Annotated in this window: 21 protein-coding genes and 1 pseudogene; 9 read left to right on the top strand and 13 right to left on the bottom strand. The window is 70.6% G+C overall.

Annotated features, from left to right (window positions below; all coding sequences use genetic code 11):
- Nucleotides 1-44: 44 nt before the first annotated feature.
- The 4 genes from BJ969_RS02865 to BJ969_RS02850 all read right to left on the bottom strand — a co-directional run bounded on the left by BJ969_RS02865 (nt 45) and on the right by BJ969_RS02850 (nt 4,943).
- Nucleotides 45-842, bottom strand: coding sequence for a TIGR02569 family protein (locus tag BJ969_RS02865; RefSeq protein WP_184477035.1), 798 nt, complete (start codon nt 840-842; stop codon nt 45-47).
- Between the two features lie 564 nt (nt 843-1,406).
- The gene (gene moeZ / locus BJ969_RS02860) at nt 1,407-2,591 is read right to left on the bottom strand and encodes an adenylyltransferase/sulfurtransferase MoeZ (RefSeq protein WP_184477033.1); all 1,185 of its coding nucleotides are present in this window, start codon (nt 2,589-2,591) and stop codon (nt 1,407-1,409) included.
- Between the two features lie 201 nt (nt 2,592-2,792).
- Nucleotides 2,793-3,839 carry a DUF3152 domain-containing protein gene (locus BJ969_RS30735; RefSeq protein ID WP_184477031.1) on the bottom strand — a complete coding sequence of 349 codons (1,047 nt, stop codon included), beginning with the start codon at nt 3,837-3,839 and terminating at the stop codon, nt 2,793-2,795.
- A 96-nt stretch (nt 3,840-3,935) separates the two neighbouring features.
- On the bottom strand, nt 3,936-4,943 hold the full coding sequence (locus BJ969_RS02850) for an alpha/beta fold hydrolase (protein WP_246456664.1): 1,008 nt from the start codon (nt 4,941-4,943) through the stop codon (nt 3,936-3,938).
- A gap of 129 nt (nt 4,944-5,072) precedes the next feature.
- Between BJ969_RS02850 and BJ969_RS02845 the strand changes: the two genes are divergently transcribed.
- Complete coding sequence (locus tag BJ969_RS02845) at nt 5,073-5,693, top strand: TetR/AcrR family transcriptional regulator (protein WP_184477029.1); 621 nt, start codon at nt 5,073-5,075, stop codon at nt 5,691-5,693.
- A gap of 272 nt (nt 5,694-5,965) precedes the next feature.
- Here the strand turns inward: BJ969_RS02845 and BJ969_RS02840 are convergent, their stop codons facing one another.
- Both BJ969_RS02840 and BJ969_RS02835 read right to left on the bottom strand, forming a co-directional pair.
- On the bottom strand, nt 5,966-6,865 hold the full coding sequence (locus BJ969_RS02840) for an alpha/beta fold hydrolase (RefSeq protein WP_184477027.1): 900 nt from the start codon (nt 6,863-6,865) through the stop codon (nt 5,966-5,968).
- A gap of 32 nt (nt 6,866-6,897) precedes the next feature.
- Nucleotides 6,898-7,797, bottom strand: coding sequence for an AurF N-oxygenase family protein (locus tag BJ969_RS02835; protein WP_184477026.1), 900 nt, complete (start codon nt 7,795-7,797; stop codon nt 6,898-6,900).
- 83 nt (nt 7,798-7,880) lie between these two features.
- On the opposite strand from BJ969_RS02835, the gene BJ969_RS02830 reads away from it, so the two are divergent.
- Together BJ969_RS02830 and BJ969_RS02825 are read left to right on the top strand one after the other, a co-directional pair.
- Nucleotides 7,881-8,648 carry a TetR/AcrR family transcriptional regulator gene (locus tag BJ969_RS02830; protein WP_343071189.1) on the top strand — a complete coding sequence of 256 codons (768 nt, stop codon included), beginning with the start codon at nt 7,881-7,883 and terminating at the stop codon, nt 8,646-8,648.
- Nucleotides 8,649-8,665: 17 nt separating this feature from the next.
- Nucleotides 8,666-8,986 (top strand): DUF4873 domain-containing protein, encoded by a 321-nt coding sequence (locus BJ969_RS02825; protein WP_184477022.1) that lies wholly within the window; start codon nt 8,666-8,668, stop codon nt 8,984-8,986.
- 276 nt (nt 8,987-9,262) lie between these two features.
- Here BJ969_RS02825 and BJ969_RS02820 read toward each other — a convergent pair whose 3' ends face one another.
- Both BJ969_RS02820 and BJ969_RS02815 read right to left on the bottom strand, forming a co-directional pair.
- Nucleotides 9,263-9,490, bottom strand: coding sequence for a DUF3107 family protein (locus BJ969_RS02820; RefSeq protein WP_184477020.1), 228 nt, complete (start codon nt 9,488-9,490; stop codon nt 9,263-9,265).
- Nucleotides 9,491-9,597: 107 nt separating this feature from the next.
- Nucleotides 9,598-10,278 carry a ferritin-like fold-containing protein gene (locus BJ969_RS02815; protein ID WP_184477018.1) on the bottom strand — a complete coding sequence of 227 codons (681 nt, stop codon included), beginning with the start codon at nt 10,276-10,278 and terminating at the stop codon, nt 9,598-9,600.
- Between the two features lie 660 nt (nt 10,279-10,938).
- Here BJ969_RS02815 and BJ969_RS02810 point away from each other — a divergent pair.
- A complete protein-coding gene (locus BJ969_RS02810; protein WP_343071188.1) occupies nt 10,939-12,543 on the top strand; it encodes a DEAD/DEAH box helicase in 1,605 nt (534 codons plus the stop codon).
- Nucleotides 12,544-12,741: 198 nt separating this feature from the next.
- Nucleotides 12,742-14,178, top strand: a complete 1,437-nt coding sequence (locus BJ969_RS02805; RefSeq protein ID WP_184477016.1) for an Rv3212 family protein — start codon at nt 12,742-12,744, stop codon at nt 14,176-14,178.
- A 41-nt stretch (nt 14,179-14,219) separates the two neighbouring features.
- Here BJ969_RS02805 and BJ969_RS02800 read toward each other — a convergent pair whose 3' ends face one another.
- The 5 genes from BJ969_RS02800 to BJ969_RS02780 all read right to left on the bottom strand — a co-directional run bounded on the left by BJ969_RS02800 (nt 14,220) and on the right by BJ969_RS02780 (nt 17,559).
- Nucleotides 14,220-14,741, bottom strand: a complete 522-nt coding sequence (locus BJ969_RS02800; RefSeq protein ID WP_184477014.1) for a hypothetical protein — start codon at nt 14,739-14,741, stop codon at nt 14,220-14,222.
- A 23-nt stretch (nt 14,742-14,764) separates the two neighbouring features.
- Entirely contained in the window at nt 14,765-15,598 is an 834-nt protein-coding gene (locus tag BJ969_RS02795; RefSeq protein ID WP_184477012.1) for a PD-(D/E)XK nuclease family protein, read from the bottom strand.
- 110 nt (nt 15,599-15,708) lie between these two features.
- Nucleotides 15,709-16,587, bottom strand: a complete 879-nt coding sequence (locus BJ969_RS02790) for a PHP domain-containing protein (protein ID WP_246456662.1) — start codon at nt 16,585-16,587, stop codon at nt 15,709-15,711.
- 222 nt (nt 16,588-16,809) lie between these two features.
- Complete coding sequence (locus tag BJ969_RS02785) at nt 16,810-17,379, bottom strand: PH domain-containing protein (protein ID WP_184477009.1); 570 nt, start codon at nt 17,377-17,379, stop codon at nt 16,810-16,812.
- Nucleotides 17,380-17,397: 18 nt separating this feature from the next.
- Complete coding sequence (locus BJ969_RS02780) at nt 17,398-17,559, bottom strand: hypothetical protein (protein ID WP_184477007.1); 162 nt, start codon at nt 17,557-17,559, stop codon at nt 17,398-17,400.
- A 144-nt stretch (nt 17,560-17,703) separates the two neighbouring features.
- On the opposite strand from BJ969_RS02780, the pseudogene BJ969_RS30730 reads away from it, so the two are divergent.
- From BJ969_RS30730 to BJ969_RS02760, 4 genes and pseudogenes are all read left to right on the top strand, one after another.
- A pseudogene (locus BJ969_RS30730) lies at nt 17,704-18,027 on the top strand (NUDIX domain-containing protein); the annotation flags it as partial.
- Between the two features lie 510 nt (nt 18,028-18,537).
- A complete protein-coding gene (gene corA, locus BJ969_RS02770; protein WP_184477005.1) occupies nt 18,538-19,617 on the top strand; it encodes a magnesium/cobalt transporter CorA in 1,080 nt (359 codons plus the stop codon).
- Nucleotides 19,618-19,760: 143 nt separating this feature from the next.
- A complete protein-coding gene (locus BJ969_RS02765; protein WP_184477003.1) occupies nt 19,761-19,952 on the top strand; it encodes a hypothetical protein in 192 nt (63 codons plus the stop codon).
- A gap of 337 nt (nt 19,953-20,289) precedes the next feature.
- Nucleotides 20,290-20,790, top strand: coding sequence for a CAP domain-containing protein (locus BJ969_RS02760; protein WP_184477001.1), 501 nt, complete (start codon nt 20,290-20,292; stop codon nt 20,788-20,790).
- Nucleotides 20,791-20,811: the final 21 nt, after the last annotated feature.

Genomic DNA, 20,811 nt, shown 5'->3' with positions numbered 1-20,811 from the left:
ACCGCGCGGCGGACCGGGTGCGCGGCCGAGGTGCGACGCCGGGATCAGAGGACTTCGAGGACCATTTGCGACGCGTGCTCCAGGCCGCCGAGCGACGCCGTCGTGGAACGCGGGTGCAGCGCGTGCACCGCGAGCCGGAACAGCAGTGCCCGCAGCAGCGCCTGCGGCCAGTCCGTCAGGTGCGACCAGCGCTCCACGATCGCCGCGTCCGAACCGCCCCAGGACAGCGCATCGATCACCGCGACGGCCGCCGCCCATTCGGCGGGTCGCCAGAACGGGGCGAAGTCGATGATTCCGGGTGGCGCGTTGCCGGCGAACAGGACGTTGCCGAACAGGTCGCCGTGCACCACCTGCGGGCGCAGCTGCGTCCGGCGCCGCGATCCGGCGAGCACGTCGTAGAGCCTGCCGCCCTTGTCCAGCGGCAGCGGGTAGTCCTCTTCGCCCCAGGACATCCGGTCCGCCAGCGCGTAGATGTCCTGCCGCGCGTCGACGAACCTGGGCCGGGTGAGCACGCTGCTGGCGGCGTGCAGCCGCAGCGACATGGCCACGACCTCGTCGTGGCGCGGCTCCGGACGTCCCGTGATGTCGCGGCTCGCGGACCAGCCGGACACCACCCAGCGACCGTCGGTGGAGCGGACCGGTCTGCCCACTCGCACCTCGTCCGGTTCCAACAGGTCGAGGGTCTGCGCCACCCAGGCGGCTTCGGCGGTGTTCGCGGCCGGTTTGAGCACGACCTCACCGCAGCGCCAGGCGACGCCACCGTTGAGCAGTTCGGCGTCCTCCCCGCGCGCACCGAACGCCGCGCGCACGTGCGGCGGGGGCGGCTCCGGAGTTCCAGTCACGGCGCAGACGCTACCTCGGAGATCCCCGAATGGGGGTCAGGCACTCCGCAGATCATGCCCCGAAGCGAATCGTGATCTCCCGCTCCCGAACCCCCCGAAACGACGACCGGCCCGGCCCCCAACAGGAACCGGACCGGAAGGAACAGCCGCACAGCGCCACCCATCAACCCGAGCGACCTGCACTTCTACCCCACACACCAACAGAACCAGCCACCCCACCCGACCAAAGCGCCCTGCCTACCAAGCGACCAAAGGCCGTGCTTAACGGCGAAGCCGTGCAGTGGGCAAGCAAAGCAAAGCCTGCCTCACAGCCGAAGACCGTGCCTCTGCGGCGAAGCCGTGCAGTGGACGAGCGAAGCGAAGTCTGCCTTGCGGCCGAAGACCGTGCCTGTATGTGCGAAGCACATAGCCCACGTCGAGAAGTCCTCACCCGCGGGTTCTCAGGTGTCTTCTCGCGAGGACAGCTTTTTCCCTCGTGGCGGAGCCACTTGGGAAAAAGATCCCGCAGCGAGAAGACACCTGAGGTTCCGCCACCCGACCACCCGAGCAAAAAGACCGGAACGATCAGTAAGTAGGCAGGCTGGTGTCGACTTCGTTGGCCCATCCGAGGACTCCGCCGCCGACGTGCACGGCGTCGGAGAACCCGGCCTTGTGCAGCGCCGCGAGGGCCTCGGCGGAGCGTCCGCCGGACTTGCAGTGCAGCACGATCTGCCGGTCCTGCGGCAGTTCCGCGAGCGCCTCGCCGGAGAGGATGCGGTCCTTCGGGATCAGCGTGGAGCCGTCGATCTTGACGATCTCGTACTCGTGCGGCTCCCGGACGTCGATCAGCTGGAACTTGTCGCCCCGGTCGAACTTGTCCTTGAGCTCGCGCGGCGTGATCGTGCTGTTCACGGCCGCCTGCTGCGCGTCGTCGGAGACGACGCCGCAGAACGCCTCGTAGTCGATCAGCTCGGTGATCTTGTCCGCGTTCGGGTCCTTGCGGATCTTGACCGTCCGGTAGCTCATCTCCAGCGCGTCGTAGATCATCAGCCTGCCGACGAGGGTCTCCCCGATGCCGGTGATGAGCTTGACCGCCTCGGTGACCATGATCGAACCGATGGAGGCGCACAGGATGCCCAGCACGCCGCCTTCGGCGCAGGACGGCACCATCCCGGGCGGCGGCGGCTCGGGGTACAGGTCCCGGTAGTTCGGGCCCTTCTCCTCCCAGAACACGCTGACCTGGCCTTCGAAGCGGAAGATCGAGCCCCACACGTAGGGCTTGCCCGCCAGCACCGCGGCGTCGTTGACCAGGTACCGGGTGGCGAAGTTGTCCGTGCCGTCCAGGATCAGGTCGTAGTCGGCGAAGATGCCCAGCGCGTTGTCCGAGGACAGGTACGTCTGGTGCAGGTTGACCTTGACGAACGGGTTGATCTCGGCGATCGAGTCGCGCGCCGACTCCGCCTTCGGCCTGCCCAGGTCGGACTGGCCGTGGATGACCTGGCGGTGCAGGTTCGACTCGTCGACGGCGTCGAACTCGACGATGCCGATCGTGCCGACACCGGCCGCGGCCAGGTACAGCAGTGCCGGGCTGCCGAGGCCACCGGCACCGATCACCAGGACCTTCGCGTTCTTCAGCCGCTTCTGCCCGTCCATCCCGACATCCGGGATGATCAGGTGGCGGCTGTAGCGCGCGACCTCTTCCTTGGTCAACTCCGCCGCCGGCTCAACGAGCGGCGGGAGCGTCGTTGCCTGGGCTGAATCGCCGGACATCTCCCAGCTCCTCCTCAGTGGTCCTCACCTCGCCGTTCTCCGCTTCCGCGGAGGCGACGAGCGTCCGCGCCCGGAATCGGTGGAACCGAACCGGCGCGAAAGGTGCAACGCCAGAGTGGCGGATCGTCTTCCCGCCTCCCAAATTACTCCCACGATCCGGGAACGGAGTGGCCGCGCGCACGTTTCCGCGGGCCGGGGAGATCAGCGGCCGCTGCCGCCGACGGGGAACGGCCACGCGTTGTACTTGCAGACGTAGCCGTCGGCGGGGATCTCCGTGCCCTGCGGCACGGCCTTGTTCAGCTCGTGCAGCTCGTTGTTCGCGGTGCTGAACGTCTGCTGCATCATCACCGGCGCCAGGCCGCCCTGCTGCCCGCACGGCACGTGCCCGTTGCCGAAGACGTGGCCCACCTCGTGGTTGATCGCGTAGCGCCGGTAGGTGCCGATGTCGCCTTCGAACGCGACCGCGCCGCGCACCCAGCGGGCCGCGTTGATGTAGACCCGGTCGGAGATGCGGCACGAGGTGTCGAACGGCAGCCCGCTGCCGTAGCCGCAGATCTCCCTGGCCGTGTTCTGGCTGACCAGCGTCACCCGGAAGTCCGGGGAGGCCGAGCCGTCGACCCGCTGCAGCGCGATGTCGCCCGCCTCCGGGTTCGTCCAGCTGCGCGGGTCGGCGAGGGTCTGCTGGGTGAGCCTGCCGAAGGAGTCGTTGCCCTCTTCCAGCCGCACGCCGACTTCGACCTCGACCGTGTAGCGGTACAGGTCGCCGCCGGTGCCGACCTTCGGCGAGGCACCGGGCAGCACGTCGAAGGTGCGCCCGCCGACCTCCGGGACGGGCGAGCCCGGCGGGAGTTCGGCGGAGAACATGTCCGCGTCGTAGGTCTGCCCCGGCGGAGCCTCGGTGACCACCGGCGCCTCGGGCACGTTCGGCGCTTGCAGGTGCGTTCCCGGCCCGGCCTCACCGAGCTGCTCGGACCCCGGGTCCACGGACTCGAACACGGCCAGCGCGGTGACCACGACCAGCAGCGGGACGGCGTAGATCCGCCACCCGTACAGCGACCAGGCGCCGCGCCGTTCGCGCCGCGGGCGCTCCGGCTCGTCGATGTCGTAGTCGCGCTCGTCGAACGGGCGCCAGGACGCCGCGAGCGGCTCGTCCGGGCGCGGTCGGCGCCGCGCGTGCGGTGCGGCTCCGTCCGCCGCATCCGAGTGGCCGGGGGTGGCGTCACGGGATCGTCTCGGAGGGCGCGGCACGGTACAAGCCTGCCATAGCGCGATCGTGGGCAGCGAGGCTGTGGCCTGCGATGTCCGGTACACCCGACAAAGATCACCCGATTCGGCTCTCGGTGATCACCAACGGTCGACTTCGACCTCCCGGAGCATCCCGATCACGGCCGCCGCGACCACCCGCGGATGCTCCAGTTGCGCTACGTGGCCGGTGCGCGGCAGCACCAGGAGTCGTCCGCGCCGCAGTTCCCGCGCGGTCCGCGGCGCCTTCCGGACGCTCACCACGCGATCTTGCGCGCCCCACACGACGAGGCCGGGCGCCGCCACCTCCGGCAGCAGGTTCCACGGGGAACGCCACGGCGGCGACAGCCAGGACCACATCAGTCCGGTCGTGGTGCGCCCGAGCGCCGCCTCGGCCCAGGCGAAGTCCGCCCGTTCCCGGAACTCCTCGACGACCAGCCGCAGCCGGTCGTCCGGCACCGCCGCCGGGTCGGCGAAGCACAGCTCCAGCAGCTTCCGGGCGCGCTCGCCCGGCGGCACCGCCGCGAGCCGCCGCCGCACCGCGGGCCCGAGCAGCGGCAACCAGGCCAGCGGGATGCGCGGATCGGACAGCCGCCGCGGATCGGGCCGCAGGTCCGGCATCGCCGGGGAGATCAGCGTCAGCGACGACACCAGGTCCGGGCGGCGCGCCGCGATGAGCACGGCCACCGCACCGCCGAACGAGTTCCCGAACAGGTGCACCGCGCCCGTCAGCGACTCCTCCAGCAGCCGGATCACGACGTGCGCGTGCTGCTCGCAGCTGTAGTCGAACCAGTCCGGCGGTTCGGACAGCCCGAACCCCGGCAGGTCCACGGCGATCCCGCGCAGGTGCGGCGCGAGCGATGCCGCGAGGTCCGTCCAGTTCGTGGCGGAACCCGCGAGCCCGTGCAGGTACACCGCGATCCCGTCCTCGGAGCCGGGCGTGTCCCGGACGTGCACGGTCGCCGGGCCGAATCCCGTGATCAGCGGCACCTGCCGACCGGGCGCGGGGACGCCGGAGAGGTGGGTCTCGACGGCGTCGGCGGGCATCGGAACCCTGGTCAGCTCGCCGCTCGACCGCGATGCGTCGAGGCGACGTGTTCTCGTCCGCATGCCCCCAGCATGCCCCGGGAGGGCGACGAACCGCCGGATGTGGTCGAGACCGAGTTTACCGGCGAGTAAGGTTGTGCTTCCCCGGCTGGAGCGCCCAGCAGGTGTCACGGAAGGACGGGTGGGGCAGGCATGACGGAGACCGCGCAGCCGAGCAGAGGCGTTCGGCTGCCCCGCGACGCCCGCCGAGCACAGCTGCTCACGGCGGCTCAGCACGTGTTCGTGACCAACGGCTACCACGCGGCGGCGATGGACGACATCGCCGAGCACGCCGGGGTCAGCAAACCCGTCCTCTACCAGCACTTCCCCGGCAAGCTCGAGCTGTACCTGGCGCTGGTGGAGATGCACGGCGGCGAGCTGGTGCGCCGCGTCCGGGAGGCCATCGAGACCACCCCGGACAACAAGCAGCGGGTGCGCGCCGCGGTCGGCGCGCTGTTCGAGTTCGTCGACGGGGAGGGCCAGGCCTTCCGGCTGGTCTTCGAATCGGACCTGCGGGGCGAACCGGCCGTCGACCAGGCCGTGGACGGCGCGCTGTCGGATTGCGTGGACGCGGTCGCGGAGGCCGTCACCGCCGACGCCGGCCTCGACTCGGAACGCGCGCGGCTGCTGGCGTTCGGCCTGGTCGGGCTGAGCCAGGTCACCGCGCGCTACTGGCTGGACGAGACGGAGTCGGTGCAGCGCGACGAGGCGATCAGCCTCATCTCCACCTTGGCGTGGAAGGGCCTGGCGGGCTTCCCGCTGCAGAACGGCTGACCACCGAAAGACGACGAAGGCCGAGCCGCGATCTCCACACGGCTCGGCCTCCTAGCACCTGCCCCGGTGCAAACCTCTTCTTGTCAGCGGCGAAGCCGCTGAGCAGCGACCACCATGCCCACCGGCACCGCCGCGGGTTCTCAGCGCCCTTCTCGCGAGGACGGCTTTTTCCCTCGTGGCGGAGCCACTTGGGAAAAAGATCCCGCAGCGAGAAGAGCGCTGAGGTTCCGCCACCCGACCCCAACGCAGAACGCGGGAGCGAAGGCAGGCACTCAACTCCGGTCTGCGGCTCCGACCAGTTCGGTGATGCGGTCTGCGACCTCGTCGGTGCGCTCCATCGGCAGCATGTGCCCGGCGCCCGAGTACACCAGCAGCCGCGCGTGCGGCAGCGCGTCGGCGATGCGCCGGGAGTGCGGCAGCGGGCAGAGCCGGTCCGCGGAGCCCGCGAGCACCACCACCGGGATCGATCGCAGCGCGGCGAGCGCGTGCGCGCGATCGTGCTCGGCCAGCGACTTGCGGAAGCCCGCCAGGTTCGACGGGTTGCAGGCCGCGACCCAGTCCGCGCTGTCGGCGACGTCCTGCCGCTCGGCGCCCGCGCCGAACAGCAGCCACCGCATGCCCGGTCGCAGCGGGCGGGAGTTCCTGCTCAGCCGCTTGCCGGCGGACTTGGCGAGCACGCCGCGCACGCCGAGTTCGGCGCGGTGCGCGACGGAGGCGATCGGCGCGGGCAACCCCAGCGTGGGCGCGGCCAGGTCGCCGCTGGAGGTCGCGACGAGCGCCGCCCCGGCGATCCGCGCGGCGAACAGCTCCGGGTGCCGCTCGGCCAGCGCCATGATCGTCATGCCGCCCATGGAGTGGCCGGCGAGCACGATCGGCCCGGTGGGCACCCGCTGCGCGATGAGTTCGGCGACGTCGTCGGCGCAGCGTTCGATGGTGGCCGATCCGGCGGGCGCGGCCTCCGATTCCCCGTGCCCGCGCAGGTCGAAGCGCACGACGCGCACGTTCGACTCGCTGAGCACGGCGTCGACGACCCGGTCCCAGGTGTGCGTGGTGAGCGTCCAGCCGTGCACGAGCAGCAACGTGGTGGGGGCGTCGGCCGGGCCGTGCTCCCACACGCGCAGCCGCACGCCGTCGCCGGTGGTGAGGGTGTCGGTGTCCAGGGTGCTCGTCATCGCGGTGCGGGTTTCCTGTTCTGGAGTAGTGGTCAGCGGATCAGGAAGGACTTGCGCCAGAAGGTCATGCCGGGCTTGCCGATGAGCCCCGCCTCGTCCAGGAAGCTCATGATCTTCTCGCCGCCCCAGTGCAGGGTGTCCTGGAAGTGCGGGTTCGCCCAGGCGGCGGCGTGCGCGTCCCTCGGCCGCAGGCCGACGGACTTGTACACCCTGGGGTTGATCAGGCTGAAGCAGATCCCGTAGGACACCAGCGCCGTCCAGTACTGGTGCCAGGCGCGTTCGGCGGCGTTGCACTTCTCCATCCGCCGGATGACCTCTTCGCGGGCGAAGGTGACGTGCCGTGCTTCTTCCAGCACGTGGATGCGGTTGACCATGCGAACCAGCGGCTGCACGGTCTCGTCGTTCATCTGGTCGCGCTGGAACCGGTCCAGGATCTCCTCGGCCACCAGGATCGACGCGTACGCGGAGGGGCCTTTCAGGATCGCGGGCAGCACCCGGCCGCCGTGGCGCAGCAGCGGCACCGGGCCGTAGGCGGGCGCTCCGACGCGCCGAACAGCCTTGCCGAACATGGTGGAGTGCCTGCACTCGTCGGCGATCTCGGTCAGCGCGTAGTGCGCGTGCTCGGAGCGCGGGTCGGAGTCGTAGAACTCCTTGAGCAGCATCTGCATCAGCAGGACTTCGAACCAGAGCCCGTTCGAGGCGATGCTGGCGAACTCGTGCTTGGTCAGCTCGACGCGCTGCGCGTGGTCCAGCCGGTCCCACATTCGGGTGCCGTAGAGGCTGCTGCGGTGGAACGGGATGTAGGGCGCGTCGTCGAGCAGCGGCGCGTTCCAGTCGATGTCGACGTCGGGGTCGTAGCTGTTCTTCGCGGACGACTTCAGCAGCCGGGCCGCTGTCTTCTCCCGATCGTTCACCTGCAAGGTCCTGACCATGACGGCGCTCCCCTTCGACCTCCGCGCGGCTCCGGCGCCCCGCGTATTGCATGTTACTTCGAGTAACAGCTACCTTGGGTAGCGTGAGCCACCGCACTCGACCTGTCAAGGTCGTCCCCTCGTCGCCCCCACCGGAACGCGGCGACGCCCGCCGGGAGCGCTGGCGCGAGCACCGCCAAGCTCGCCGCGCCGAGTTCGTCGAAGCCACCGTCCGCGCCATCGGCGAGCACGGCGCCGACGTCGGCATGGACGAGATCGCCGCCGAGGCCGGCGTCAGCAAACCCGTGCTCTACCGGCACTTCCACGACAAGAGCGACCTGTACGTGGCCGTCGGCGAATGGGGCTCCGACCTGCTGATGCAGCGGCTGGCGCCCGAGATCGCCGCCGACGGCAGCCCGAACGAACGCATCCGGCGGATGCTCGACGCCTACCTCGGCGTCCTCGAGCAGTACCCCGACCTCTACCGGTTCGTCGTGCGGCGCACCTTCGCCGACAAACCGGTGCGCGACGACCCCGTCACCGCGGAGAAGACGGAGATCGCGAACTCGCTGTCCCGGCTGCTCGGCGAATACCTGCGCGCGCTGGGGCTGGACTCCGGCGGCGTCGAGCCGTGGTCGCACGGGCTGGTCGGCATGGTGCAGGCCAGCGGCGACTGGTGGCTGGAACGGCAGTCGATGAGCAAGGACAACCTCACCGACTACCTGACCCGGATCATCTGGCACGCCCTCGACGGCGTGCTGCGCTCCGGCGGCATCGTGGTCGACCCCGACGAACCGCTGGAGCTGAGCACCGGCCTGCGGCTGATCAGCGAGCACCACGGCGAACCGAGCACCGACGTCGGCGAGAGCTGACCGCGGAAGGGAGAAGCATGTCCGACGTGCGCGAATCGACGACCGCCACCGATCAGGAGCACGGCCCCGAGGAGGAGTACGAAGGCGAGGCCGTGCTGTTCACCGAGGACCACGAGGTCGCGGTGGACGTGGTGCTGCGCGGGCACTTCCAGCCCATCGACGGCCGCTTCCACTGGTACGGCCGGATCTCCGCGCACGACGGCGTCGCGGAGCTGGCCGGGGGGCGCAAGACCGACGTGGTGCTGCGCACGACGCGCGGCCAGGCGGTGGGCACGCTGACCGACCCGGACCCGTGGCAGCGCTACCGGATCACCGGCCTCGGCCGCCCACCGTTCTGAGGAGCCCTTCCAGAATGACCTGCTTAGCGGGTCGCTCAGCGGAACCTCAGCGGCTTCCTCGCTGCGGGATCGATTTCTCATGTATGTCCATACACAGCGAAATCGCTGTCCTCGCGAGGAAGCCGCTGAGAACCCGCCGGTGGTCGTCTTGCGTGCGTGGTCACTGCTCAGCGGCTGCGCCGCTGACAAGACACTGATCAGAAGATCGTTCTGCAAGGTCCCTGAAGACGACGATGCCCCCGGCCGGAGAGCTCCGGCCGGGGGCATCGCGGTAGATCACTGAACGCCGAAGCCGACCCGCGGGGACTCCGAGGGACCGATCTCGACGTAGGCCACCTTGGCGGCGGGCACCAGGTAGCGCCGGTCCTTCTCGTCGGTCAGCGACAGCACCCCGTCGGTGGTCTTCAGCGCGTCGGCGACCAGCGACTCGACCTCGGCCGAGGACTGACCGCTGGCCACGACGAGCTCGCGCGGGCTGTCCACGACGCCGATCTTGACCTCCACGCTTGACCTCCGTAATTCGCAACCGATGCGTACGCCCGAGAGGTTATCCCAGCTCCCGCCGAACCCGCCTTCGCCGTGGGCGAACACGTCGGGGGTGGCACCCCCGATCAGCCCAGGCCGAGGCGGGCCATCCGCTTCGTGTGGTTGTTCTGGAGGCGGCGGAACAGGGCGACGATGCCGGTGAGATCACCGGAACCGGTGATGATCAGCTCGGAGAGGGCGTCGCGTTCGGCGACGACGCGCTGGGCCTGGGTGACCGCCTCGCCGAGCAGCCGCCGGCCCCACAGGGTCAGCTTGTCGCGCAGCGAGCGGTCGTCGGCGATGGCGGCCAGCACCTCGCGCTCGGCGAACGCGGAATGCCCCGTGTCGGCGAGCACGTTGAGCACCAGGTCGCGGGTCGAGTCGTCGAGCCACTCGGCGACCTCGCGGTAGAAGTCCGCCGCGAGCCCGTCACCGACGTACGCCTTGACCAGCGACTCCAGCCAGGAGTGCGGCGCGGTGGAGGCGTTGAACGCGTCGAACGGCTCCGCGAACGGGGCCATCACCTCGTCCACCGCCACTCCCCGGCCGGCGAGCGCGTCGTCGAGCAGGCGGTAGTGCCCGATCTCGGCGGCGGCCATGCTGGCCAGCGCGGCCCGGCCGGACAGGGTGGGGGCGGTGCGCGCGTCCTCGGCGAGCCGGTCGAAAGCGGAGAGTTCGCCGTAGGCGAGCGCGGCCAGCAGGTCCACGACCCCCTCGGCGTAGGTGGAATCGGCGGATCCGGCTGCGGAGGGGTCGAGCTCGCTCATACCGGCAGCCTAAGGGGTCCCCGAGCGCGCGAGCGGGACCACCGCAGACCTGCCGCGCACCGCCGCCGTCGGCTCCGCGCGCGCCCGACACGCGCGGAGCGCGGGGACCGCGGCGGCACGGGACCCGCCCCCGACGCTGGTCGTGCGGGCCGTTTCACGAAGCTCATCGCACATTGCCGACCTAGATCCGGTGTGGACCAGGTATCCTGGCGGACGCAGAAGCCATGAGGCATCAGGCAACCGGCAGTGGACCCCTCTCCCCGCGCGGGCCCGACGGGCTCGAAGCGGGCCACGGTCCCACCCCGTGAGCGGCCGGTCGCCCAGGGTCCGTGCGGGAGGCCCGGGCGTGGGCGCCACCTGTGCCCGGCTACCAGGCGCGGGCGACGGCGTGAGCCTCGCCACGATGCCGACCGAACCAGCAGCGGGATTTCCGCTGATCGAACAGGGGCGCGCGACCATCGCATCGGTGACCACGAGCATGCGGCACGCGAACAACGCGGCCGGACGCGGCTCAGACCGCGGCCAACATGCCGGAGGGCGTCACCGCGAGATCGGCCGAGAATCGGCCGCAGCGCGCCGGTACTGAGAGAGGCGATCACTCTGACCCTCAGCAATGAGCGGGCCCCCGAGGCCCCCGCGACAACGGACAGAACCGAGGACGTGCACGCGATCGAGCACAGCGAGAGCGGCGCCCCCTCCGTGGAGGAAGCGCCGCCGCTGCACGCGGAGAGCACCGTCCCGAACACCCCGACCTTCGCCGAGCTCGACGTGCACGAGGAGATCGTGCGCGCGCTGGGCGAGGCGGGCATCGAGCACACCTTCGCGATCCAGGAGCTCACGCTGCCGCTCGCGCTGCGCGGCGAGGACCTGATCGGGCAGGCCCGCACCGGCACCGGGAAGACGCTGGGATTCGGCGTGCCCCTGCTGCAGCGACTGCAGGTGCCCGGTGACGGCACTCCGCAGGCGCTCGTCGTCGTGCCGACCCGCGAGCTGTGCGTGCAGGTCGCCCGCGACCTCACCGACGCCGGCAAGCACCTGGGCATCCGCACCCTCGCGGTGTACGGCGGGCGGCCCTACGAGCAGCAGATCGACGCGCTCAAGCAGGGCGTCGACCTGGTCATCGGCACCCCCGGCCGGTTGCTGGACCTGGCCGAGCAGCAGCACCTGATCCTCGGCAAGGTCCGCGGACTGGTGCTGGACGAGGCCGACGAGATGCTCGACCTGGGCTTCCTCCCGGACATCGAGCGGATCCTGAACATGGTCCCCGAGCAGCGGCAGACGATGCTGTTCTCCGCGACCATGCCGGGGCCGATCATCACCCTGGCCCGCACGTTCCTGAACCAGCCCACGCACATCCGCGCCGAGGAAGCCGACGCGAACGCGATCCACGAGCGCACCAAGCAGTTCGTCTACCGCGCGCACGCGATGGACAAGTCGGAGCTGCTGGCGCGGGCGCTGCAGGCCCAGGACCGCGGGCTCACGATGATCTTCACGCGAACCAAGCGGACCGCGCAGAAGCTCTCCGACGAGCTGGCCGAGCGCGGTTTCGCCGCCGCGTCGGTGCACGGCGACCTCGGTCAGGGCGCCCGCGAGCAGGCGCTGCGCGCGTTCCGCTCCGGCAAGGTCGACACCCTGGTCGCGACGGACGTCGCCGCCCGCGGCATCGACGTCTCCGGCGTGACGCACGTGGTGAACCTGCAGTGCCCGGACGACGAGAAGACCTACGTGCACCGCATCGGCCGCACCGGTCGCGCGGGGCGCGAGGGCGTCGCGATCACCCTCGTCGACTGGGACGAGGAAACCCGCTGGAAGATGATCAGCGACACCCTCGACCTGGGCAAGCCGGAGCCGGTGGAGACCTACTCCACGTCCAAGCACCTCTACGAGGACTTGAACATCCCCGCGGACGCGACCGGCCGGTTGCCGCTGTCGAAGCGCACCCGCGCCGGCCTGGGCGCCGAGGTGGACGAGGACGCGAAGCGCTCCTCCTCCTCGCGCAAGCCGCGTCGCCGCACCCGCGGCAACGGCGGTGGCGAGCAGTCCGCCGGTGAGCCCGCGGGCGACACCCGTCCCGGTGGCCGCACGCGGCAGCGCAGGCGCACCCGCGGCGGCGTGGGCGCGGACAGCGGCGCGAAGCCCGCGGAGTCGGCTCCGCAGGGCGAAGGCGCCGGTGACTCGGCGGAAGCTCCCCGCAAGCGGCGGCGCAGGCGTCGCGGCGGCGGTGGCGGTTCCGGCTCCGGTGGCGGCGAATCGACCGCCGACTGAGGTAGGACGAGCGGCGGGCGGCCCGAGGACCGGGCGGCCCGTTGGCCGTGCCGGGGTGGCTAGGCTCGGTGGCCGGGAGGCACCGGGCCCGAGCTCCGACCGAGCACGGGCGAGTCCACCGCGGCTCGCGCCGCACCGATCAGCAACCGAGGGCCCGGCCGACGCCGGAAGACCAACGAACGCCCAACGAGGAGTGCAGTGGTACGGCCGGAACGGCGGACGCGGTCCGACTTCGTCGCGGTGGCCCTGATCCTGGTGGCGGTGGTGTCGGCCGCCGCCGTCATCTGGTGGCGCAGCGATGCACGCGCGACGTTGTCCGAGCCCGCCTCCGAGCAACCTCCCGTGGCGTCCGCACCCGCCGGAGCACCCACCTCCGTCCACGAGCTGTGGCGGGCGCCCAGCCCGGCCACGCCGGTTCCGGTGGTCGCCGACTCGACCGTGGTGACCGGCGACGGCGGAACGGTCCTGGGCCACGATCCGGAAACCGGCCGGGAGCACTGGCGCTACTCCCGCGACCTCCCGCTGTGCACGGTCGGCGGCGAGTGGGACCGCGCGGTGGCCGTGTACCGCAAAGCGGCGAACTGCAGCGAGATCAGCTCGTTGCGCGGCGGTACCGGCGTGCGCGGACCGGCCCGCAACTCCGACACCCAGTTCGGCACCCGGTTGCTCAGCGACGGCAAGTACCTGACCGCGACCGGTGATCGGGTGCTGGAGAGTTGGCGCTCCGACCTGGTGCGCACCCAGCAGTACGGGATCATGCCCGCGTTGAAGAACGCCGGGAACAACCTTCGCCGACCGGACTGCACCTACAACTCGACGGCGGTCGGCAGCGAACGGGTCGCGGTGATCGAGGACTGCCCCAGCGACCCGACCAAGCGCCTCAGCGTGCTCAAGACCAAGCCCGAGGACGACGAGGAACCGGAAGAGGTCACCACCGCGGTGCTCAACGGTTCCGAAGCGACCGCGGTGGCGGTGTCCACCAAGCAGACCGTGGTCTACCTGCGCGATCGCGGTTCGCTCGTGGTGTACGCGAACGCCACCGGCGGGGTCGAGGCGGAGTACCCGCTGCCCGCCGAGGGGACCCGGGTCCCCGACGCCGGTGTGGAGGCGGTCGCCCCGGACCGGGTCTGGACGGTCAACCTGCGTCCCGTCCCCGAACCCGAGCAGCAGCGCGCCGCGCGTTCGATCGCCGCCGCGCTGCACCGGTTCGATCCGACGATCACCGAGCAGAGCGTGCGGCACGGGCTCGCCACCGCCGGGCCGGACCGGCCGTTCCGGGTGGCCGTCCTCGACGACGAGCAGTACCAGCAGGTCAAGGACAAGGTCGGCGACATCGCCGGGGCCACCTTCGGCGGCCTGCTGTACTGGCACAACGGCGCCACCACCGTGGCGCTGGACGCCGCCACCTTCGCTCCGCGGTGGACCGTTCCCGGCGCGCTCGGCCCCGGGACGCTGTTCGGCGGCGAGCTGCTGGTCCCCGTTCCCGAAGGCATTGCCGTCGTGGACCGCTTCACCGGAGCGCGCCAGCGGGTGATCCCGGTGGACCGGCAGGGCTACGACGGCCCGATCAGCATGGACTCCGCGGGCCCCGCCCTGCTCGAACAACGAGGCGCGACGCTGGTGGCGCTGGGCTGAGGCCCGGTGCTCGAACTCCGCTCAGCCGTCGGCGGGAGCCGTCAGAGCCACCACCAGAACCACAGGGTGCCGAAGACGGCGATCAGCACGCCCAGCAGCGCGGCCCCGCCGCGTCGATCCCGGTTGCGGTCCGCGAACGCCTGCAGCACCAGGGCCAGCACGACGCCGACGGCGTGCGTGACGATCATGCTCGTGCCCGGCCCGGCCTCGCCTTGGCGGGTGGACCAGATCTGCACGCCGAGCAGGCCGACCGTCACCACCAGCAGGCCGAGCGCCAGCGAACCGGTCAGCCCGCGCAACCACGTCCCGGCCCGGGTACCGCTCGCCGCCCCGGCGCGGCGGATCGTCGGCCGTTCGTCCACGTCCTGCTCGTGGTACCACTCCACCGGCTGCTGCCGAGGTGGGCGCGACGAGCGGAACGGCACCGTGCCCGGCTGATCGGCGGGAGCGCCGGGTCCCGCCCCGTAACCGGGGCCTCGTTGCGGCCCGCGCAGCGCCTGCGCCTGCCGGTGGCGGGCATCGGAGTTTCCGCGTGCGGCGTCCTGCGGCCCTCGTCGGGGCATGTCCATGTCGTTCCTCTGGTCCTTCATCCGGCCAACCCGGCCCACGGCGCGGCGGGCGGCGCCGCCTGCTGCCCCTCCGGGCAGTGCGCCCGGAACTCGCACCACGCGCATTGTGCGCCGGGCTTCGGGGGGAAGGCCGCACGTCCGCCGTCCCCCTCCTCGAACGTGTCGGAGGCGGCCTGGAGTTCCGCGGCGGACCGCTCCGCCGCCCGCACATGCTCATCGAGGGAGGCCTGGTCGTGATCCCACGCCCCGACCCGCCCGCTGGGCAAGTGGTGCAGTTCGACCCGTCCGGTCTCCCCGCGCAGCGTCTTGCGGGTGGCGACCGCGTACAGCGCGAGCGCTCGCGAATCCCGCGCGTCCTCGTCGGTCGCGGCGCGTCTGCCGGTCTTGTAGTCGACGACGACCAGCGCACCGTCGCGCCGGTCGATGCGGTCCACCCGGCCCTCCGCGATGATCGTGCCCACCGGGGCCGACACCCACCGCTCCACCGCGACGGGGTCCGCGCCGGGGCCGAGCCGCTCGACGTACTCGGCGACCCACCGCTGCGCGCGTCCGCGGTACTCGTCGGCCTGCTCGAAGTCGGCGAACCCGTCGCTCTTCCAGCACTGCCGGACCAACAGCACCGCCTTCTCGGGGGTCCGCTGGGCCGTCGGGAGTTCGAAGAACGCCTTCAGCGCGTTGTGCACGACCGCGCCGAGCGTGGCGTTGGCGCGGGCACCGGACCGCGACGGCGTCGGCCGGTCCAGGTACGTCATGCGAAACTTGCGCGGGCAACTGTCCCAGTTGGCGAGTTTCGCCGGAGTGACCCGGACGAGCTTGCCGGGGATGCCTTCGAGGCCGAGCTGTCCCTGCACTCGCCCCACCCTACGCAGCCGGACCGTCGCGTCGAGTTTCGCCCCGCACGGCGCCGAAAACTCGCACGATCACCGCGAATCCGCACCGCGCGAGCCGGATGCCCGGCCGATCAGCCCGCGGTGAAGACCTCGCTGCCGCTGCTCTTGTCGATCAGCCGCTGCAGCGATTCCGGGGCGGTCGTCTCCTGGCCGATCCGGATCGTCTTGTTGGTGCCGTGGTAGTCGCTGCTGCCCGTCGGGACCAGGTTCAGCTCGGCGGCGAGGCCCCGCAGCTCCTGCCTGGTCGGCTCGTCGTGATCCGGGTGGTCCACCTCGATGCCGGTGAGCCCCTGCCCGGCCAGCTCCGCCACGACCGCCGCGTTGATCACGGGCCCGCGGGCTCGCGCGAAGGGGTGCGCCAGCGCCGTCACACCACCAGCGTCGGCGATCATCTCGATCGCCCGCCGCACCGGGGTGTCGGTGCGCGGCAGGTAGTACCGGCCGCTGCTGCCCAGGTAGCGGGCGAAGGCCTCGTCCACGCTCGCGACCAGACCGGCCTGCACCAGCTGCCGGGCCAGGTGCGGCCGCCCGCCCGGCGAGTCCGGCGGCAACCCCGCCATCAAGCCCTCCGGATCCACCGGGAACCCCTCGGCCGCCATCCGCTCGGCCATCTCCCGCAACCGGCCGCGCCGCTCCGCGCGCAGCCGCGACTGCTCGGCGACGAGCGCGGGCGAGGTCGGGTCGAACAGGTACGCCAGCAGGTGCACGGTGATGGTGCGGCCGTTGCCGTCCGGGCAGCTGCAGGACAGCTCGGCACCCGGGACGACCCGCAGCCGGCGCGGACCGGTGCAGGCGGCGACGGCCGCGGCCGCCTCGGCCCAACCCGCCGTGGTGTCGTGATCGGTGATCGCGACGGCGTCCAGTCCCGCGTCGAGCGCGGCGGCGACGAGTTCCGCGGGCGTATCGGTGCCGTCGGACTCGGTGGAGTGGGCGTGCAGGTCGATGCGCAAGCGTGGCCTTTCCGTTGAACCCGGCGGTCGGCGGCGGACGATCCCCCCGCCGTTCCCGCGAGTTCGGTCGAGAACCCCGCACCGGGTGTTCGACCGGCGCCCCGGGCGACCGTCCTTCCGCTGCGCACAGTCTCGCCGATGCCCGCGAGGGCTCCCGCACCAGCCCATGAACACGGACGGGGCCGCAGGCAGCGCCTGCGACCCCGGCTCGCGAGCCACCGATCAGCTCGGAAGCTTGGCCTTCTTCTTGCCCACCGCGGCACGACGGGCCTTGAGCATGGAGAACCGCTCCTGCTGCGCCTTCTTCTCCCCGAAGACCAGGTAGGAGATCGCGTCTTCCACCTCGTCGGGGCTGGGCACGTACTCGATCCGGTTGAGCGCCTGGATCTGACCGGCCGACTCGACCACCAGGGTCCCGTAGCCGAACATGCGCCCGGCCAGGGTCCGCTGGAAGGTCAAGTCGGTGACCTTCCCGATCGGCATCATCGCCACGTTCGTGGTGAAGATGCCTTCGGCGATCAGGAATCGCTTGTCGGTGACGACGATGCGCTCCACGTACCAGTCCAGCACCTGATAGGTGAACCGGAGCAGCACGACCAGGCCCGCGTACCAGAGCACGTTCTGCGGCAGGGTCGTGTCCTGCGGCAGTAGTTGGGACACCATCACCACACCGACGAGCAGCCCGATCGCCTCGAACAGTTCCCAGACCAGGCTCGCCCAGTGTCTGCGGAGCCGGATGACCCGGCGTTCGGTGTCGAGCAGGTACTCGTCGGGATCCCTAGGCGCGAACACGTCAACCGCCCTTCGGCACTACACGAAGATGTTCTGCATGAAGAGGATGACCGCCTGCGCGGCTCCTTCCAGGCTGGCGAGGATGTTGTTCACCAGGTTACCGGCCTGCTGTGGGGCGGAGAAGAGGAAGAAGAGGAGGAACGCGACCCCGGCCCAGGTCAGGATCTTCTTAAGGTTCACTGCGATACACCCCGTCCGAAATGCCATTGAACACGCTGGCGCCTGCCGATCTGTTGTACCGCACTCGGCGGCGTTAGGGCAGCATTGTCCCGCACTTGGGTCAGTCGCTAGCCGAACCGTCCGGATCAACTACCCTCCGTATCCGTGATCATACCCAACGGCCCAGTGATCCGGTGCGTCGGTGGGGTCGTCCACGATGCCGATGGCAGGTTGTTGCTGGTACTACGCCGCCACGACCCCGGCAGGGGGCAGTGGTCCGTACCCGGTGGGCGGGTGGAGCCCGGAGAAACCGATCGTTCGGCGGTACACCGCGAACTCCTGGAGGAAACCGGACTCTCCGTGATCGTCGGGAGGTGGATCGGACGCGTGCTGCGCCCGGCTCCGACTGGTACCTACGAGATTCACGACTACGCATGCCGGACCAACGAAGTAGCCCTTTTCCCTGGTGACGACGCCTCCGACGCGATGTGGGCGGATACTGCGACCTTGGCCACACTCGACGCCGAGCACCGGCTGACCGACGGCCTGGCGGAGACCCTCCGGGAGTGGGGCCAACTCCCGAAGACCTCCCCGCCGCACTGAAACGGACCGTTGCGACAAGAAGAATGATCAGGGCGATCCGGACGGATAACGGAGTTTCCCTGTGCGCCGAAACCTAAGAATCACCCGTTTCGCCGTGTCCCATCACACCCGGCACCGCCGCCGACCGGGCCGGGCACGGCGAGTATCGTGAACCGTTGGCCGGTCCGGACCACCTCGCCGATGCGCGAGGCGGACAGAAGGAGGTGAGGGATTGTGAGCGGCAGTGCCGATAGCGCGCTTCCGAGTAGTACCAACCGCATCCCCGCCTGGAAGGCCTGCGGCTAGGCCGAAGTCCAGGCGCCGGAACCCTTCGGGGTTCCCGCTGCGCCGGCGGGGATGCGCGGTCCAGGTGTGCGAGATCGCCCCAGATCCGATTCCCCGCCTTTGGAGGTCGCCGTGCCCAGCCTTCCCTCGCTCGGCCTGCGCAACCGCGCGGCCCGCAACAACGGCCGAGTCACCCCGGTTCCCGCCGCTCCCCCGGCTTACGTCATCGACTGCGGCGTCTACGTCGACGGCGTGCGCTTGTCCGGCACGTGGTCGCACGCCGAAGCGATCGACGAGGTGCGCGAGCGGGGCACCGGCTTCGTCTGGATCGGCCTGCACGAACCGGACGAATCCCAGCTCAACGTGCTGGCCGAGACCTTCGGGCTGCACGAGCTCGCGGTCGAGGACGCCGTGCACGCGCACCAGCGGCCGAAGCTGGAGCGCTACGACAGCACGCTGTTCATGGTCCTCAAGACGGTGCGCTACATCGACAACGAGAAGCTGACGGCCACCAGCGAGATCGTCGAGAGCGGCGAGCTGATGGCCTTCGTCGGCCGCGACTTCGTGATCACGGTGCGGCACGGCAAGCACGCCAGCCTCGGGCAGGTGCGCGCGCAGCTGGAGACCGATCCGGAGCAGTTGCAGCTGGGGCCCGCCGCGGTGCTGCACGGCATCGCCGACCACGTCGTGGACACCTACCTGGAGGTCACCGAGGCCATCCAGGACGACATCGACGACATGGAAGCGGCGGTCTTCGCTCCGCGCACCAAGATCGAGGCCGAGCAGATCTACCTGATGAAGCGCGAGGTCATGGAGCTGCGGCGCGCCGTGATGCCGCTGGCCCGGCCGCTGCAGCGGCTCGCCGAGGGCTATACGCCGATGGTGCCGGAGGAGGTCCGCTCCTACTTCCGCAACGTCGAGGACCACCTGACGACGGTCTCGGAGCGGGTGGCGTCCTTCGACGAGCTGCTGACCACGCTGGTCGACGCGACCCTGGCCAAGATCACGCTCCAGCAGAACACCGACATGCGCAAGATCTCGGCGTGGGTCGCGATCGTGTCGACGCCGACGATGATCGCCGGGATCTACGGGATGAACTTCGACGTGATGCCCGAATTGCAGTGGAAATTCGGATATCCGGCGACGCTGCTGGTGATGATGCTGGCCTGCTTGACGCTGTTCAAGATATTCCGCAGGAACAAGTGGCTCTGATGGTGCGCTGTAACGTTTTCGATCATTCGAGCGATGTAGTGCGCAGAGGTTCGACGGCCGCGGTTTCCCACCGCGAGCGTTCCCGCCGAACAACCGCCACCGTGCTGACTCCGGTGCGCGTCGGGAGAAGTGAGGAGGTGGCCATGCCGATCGTCGTGCGGTTCAACGGACCGCGTCGCAGCGCGATGGGGCGCCGGGTGTTCACCCGCAGGCTGCCCGTGACCGGTTCGGGGAACGTGGCTCCGGGGCGAAGTCCCGTGCCGCGCCGGGGGCGAAAACCCGGCGCGATGTGGGACGCGATGTCCGCCTCGCCGCGCATGGGCTCCATGCGCTGACCCTCGTTGCGGCGTCGCCGCCCCCACATCGTGAGACGACAGCTCGTTCTCGATCATTTCTCACGCTGCCGGGAGGCACCGCCATGACTCGTCTCGCCACCAACAAGCTCGCCGTGCTCACCACTCTGATCATGGGCTGGATCCTGACGCTGTTCATCATCATCGCGCAGCAGATGTGATCCGATTCGTCCACTGTGGACGACGATTTTCCGAATCCCGTTCGGGTGATCCGCCGCGCAGCGCGGATCACCCGTTGCGTGGATTCCCGGACCGGCACGCCGAAAAGCAGGTTAGAACTGTCCGCACCTGGGACCGCTGTCTTCGAGGAGTGGTGCGGATGTTCGTTCTTCCCCGGTCGATGCCCGGCTCGCCCGCCTTCCGCTGGCGCGGCTCCGTCCGGCCGATCCTGCTGTGCGCGCTGCTGAGCGCCTCCGCGATGGTCGTCCCGTCCGCGCACGCGGACCGGATGGACGTCGTCACCGCGGAGGTCGTGGACCGCACGAACGCGGCCCGCGCCGAAGCCGGGTGCGGGCCGCTGGCCCCGTTCCCCGACCTGGAACGCTCGGCGCAGGCGCACGCCGTCGACATGGCCGTGCACGACTTCTTCGCCCACTCCGACGCCGCCGGGCGGGTGCTCGCGCGGCTCAGCGGCGCGACGGCGGAGAACATCGCCGCGGGCAACGCCTCGCCCGCCGCGACGTTCCACCAGTGGATGACCAGCCCCGGTCACCGGGCGAACATCCAGAACTGCGCCTACACCCGGATCGGCGTGGGGCACGCCTTCGACCCGAACAGCAGCTACGGCCACTACTGGGTCCAAGAGTTCGCAGGTCCCTGATCGACAGTGCCGGAGTGAACG

The organism is Saccharopolyspora gloriosae (assembly GCF_014203325.1).
Lineage (GTDB): Bacteria > Actinomycetota > Actinomycetes > Mycobacteriales > Pseudonocardiaceae > Saccharopolyspora_C > Saccharopolyspora_C gloriosae.
Note: the sequence above shows the minus strand (reverse complement) of the source record. Positions and strands in the feature narration are given on the sequence as shown.

Bases quoted from the DNA above. Each gene is read 5' to 3' on its own strand.
- BJ969_RS02760 (WP_184477001.1), top strand. From the start codon at position 20,290: ATGTTCGTTCTTCCCCGGTCGATGCCCGGCTCGCCCGCCTTCCGCTGG.
- BJ969_RS02835 (WP_184477026.1), bottom strand. From the start codon at position 7,797: ATGGTCAGGACCTTGCAGGTGAACGATCGGGAGAAGACAGCGGCCCGG.
- BJ969_RS02850 (WP_246456664.1), bottom strand. From the start codon at position 4,943: ATGCGGACGAGAACACGTCGCCTCGACGCATCGCGGTCGAGCGGCGAG.
- moeZ (WP_184477033.1), bottom strand. From the start codon at position 2,591: ATGTCCGGCGATTCAGCCCAGGCAACGACGCTCCCGCCGCTCGTTGAG.
- BJ969_RS02845 (WP_184477029.1), top strand. From the start codon at position 5,073: ATGACGGAGACCGCGCAGCCGAGCAGAGGCGTTCGGCTGCCCCGCGAC.
- BJ969_RS02840 (WP_184477027.1), bottom strand. From the start codon at position 6,865: ATGACGAGCACCCTGGACACCGACACCCTCACCACCGGCGACGGCGTG.
- BJ969_RS02800 (WP_184477014.1), bottom strand. From the start codon at position 14,741: ATGCCCCGACGAGGGCCGCAGGACGCCGCACGCGGAAACTCCGATGCC.
- BJ969_RS02765 (WP_184477003.1), top strand. From the start codon at position 19,761: ATGCCGATCGTCGTGCGGTTCAACGGACCGCGTCGCAGCGCGATGGGG.
- BJ969_RS02825 (WP_184477022.1), top strand. From the start codon at position 8,666: ATGTCCGACGTGCGCGAATCGACGACCGCCACCGATCAGGAGCACGGC.
- BJ969_RS02815 (WP_184477018.1), bottom strand. From the start codon at position 10,278: ATGAGCGAGCTCGACCCCTCCGCAGCCGGATCCGCCGATTCCACCTAC.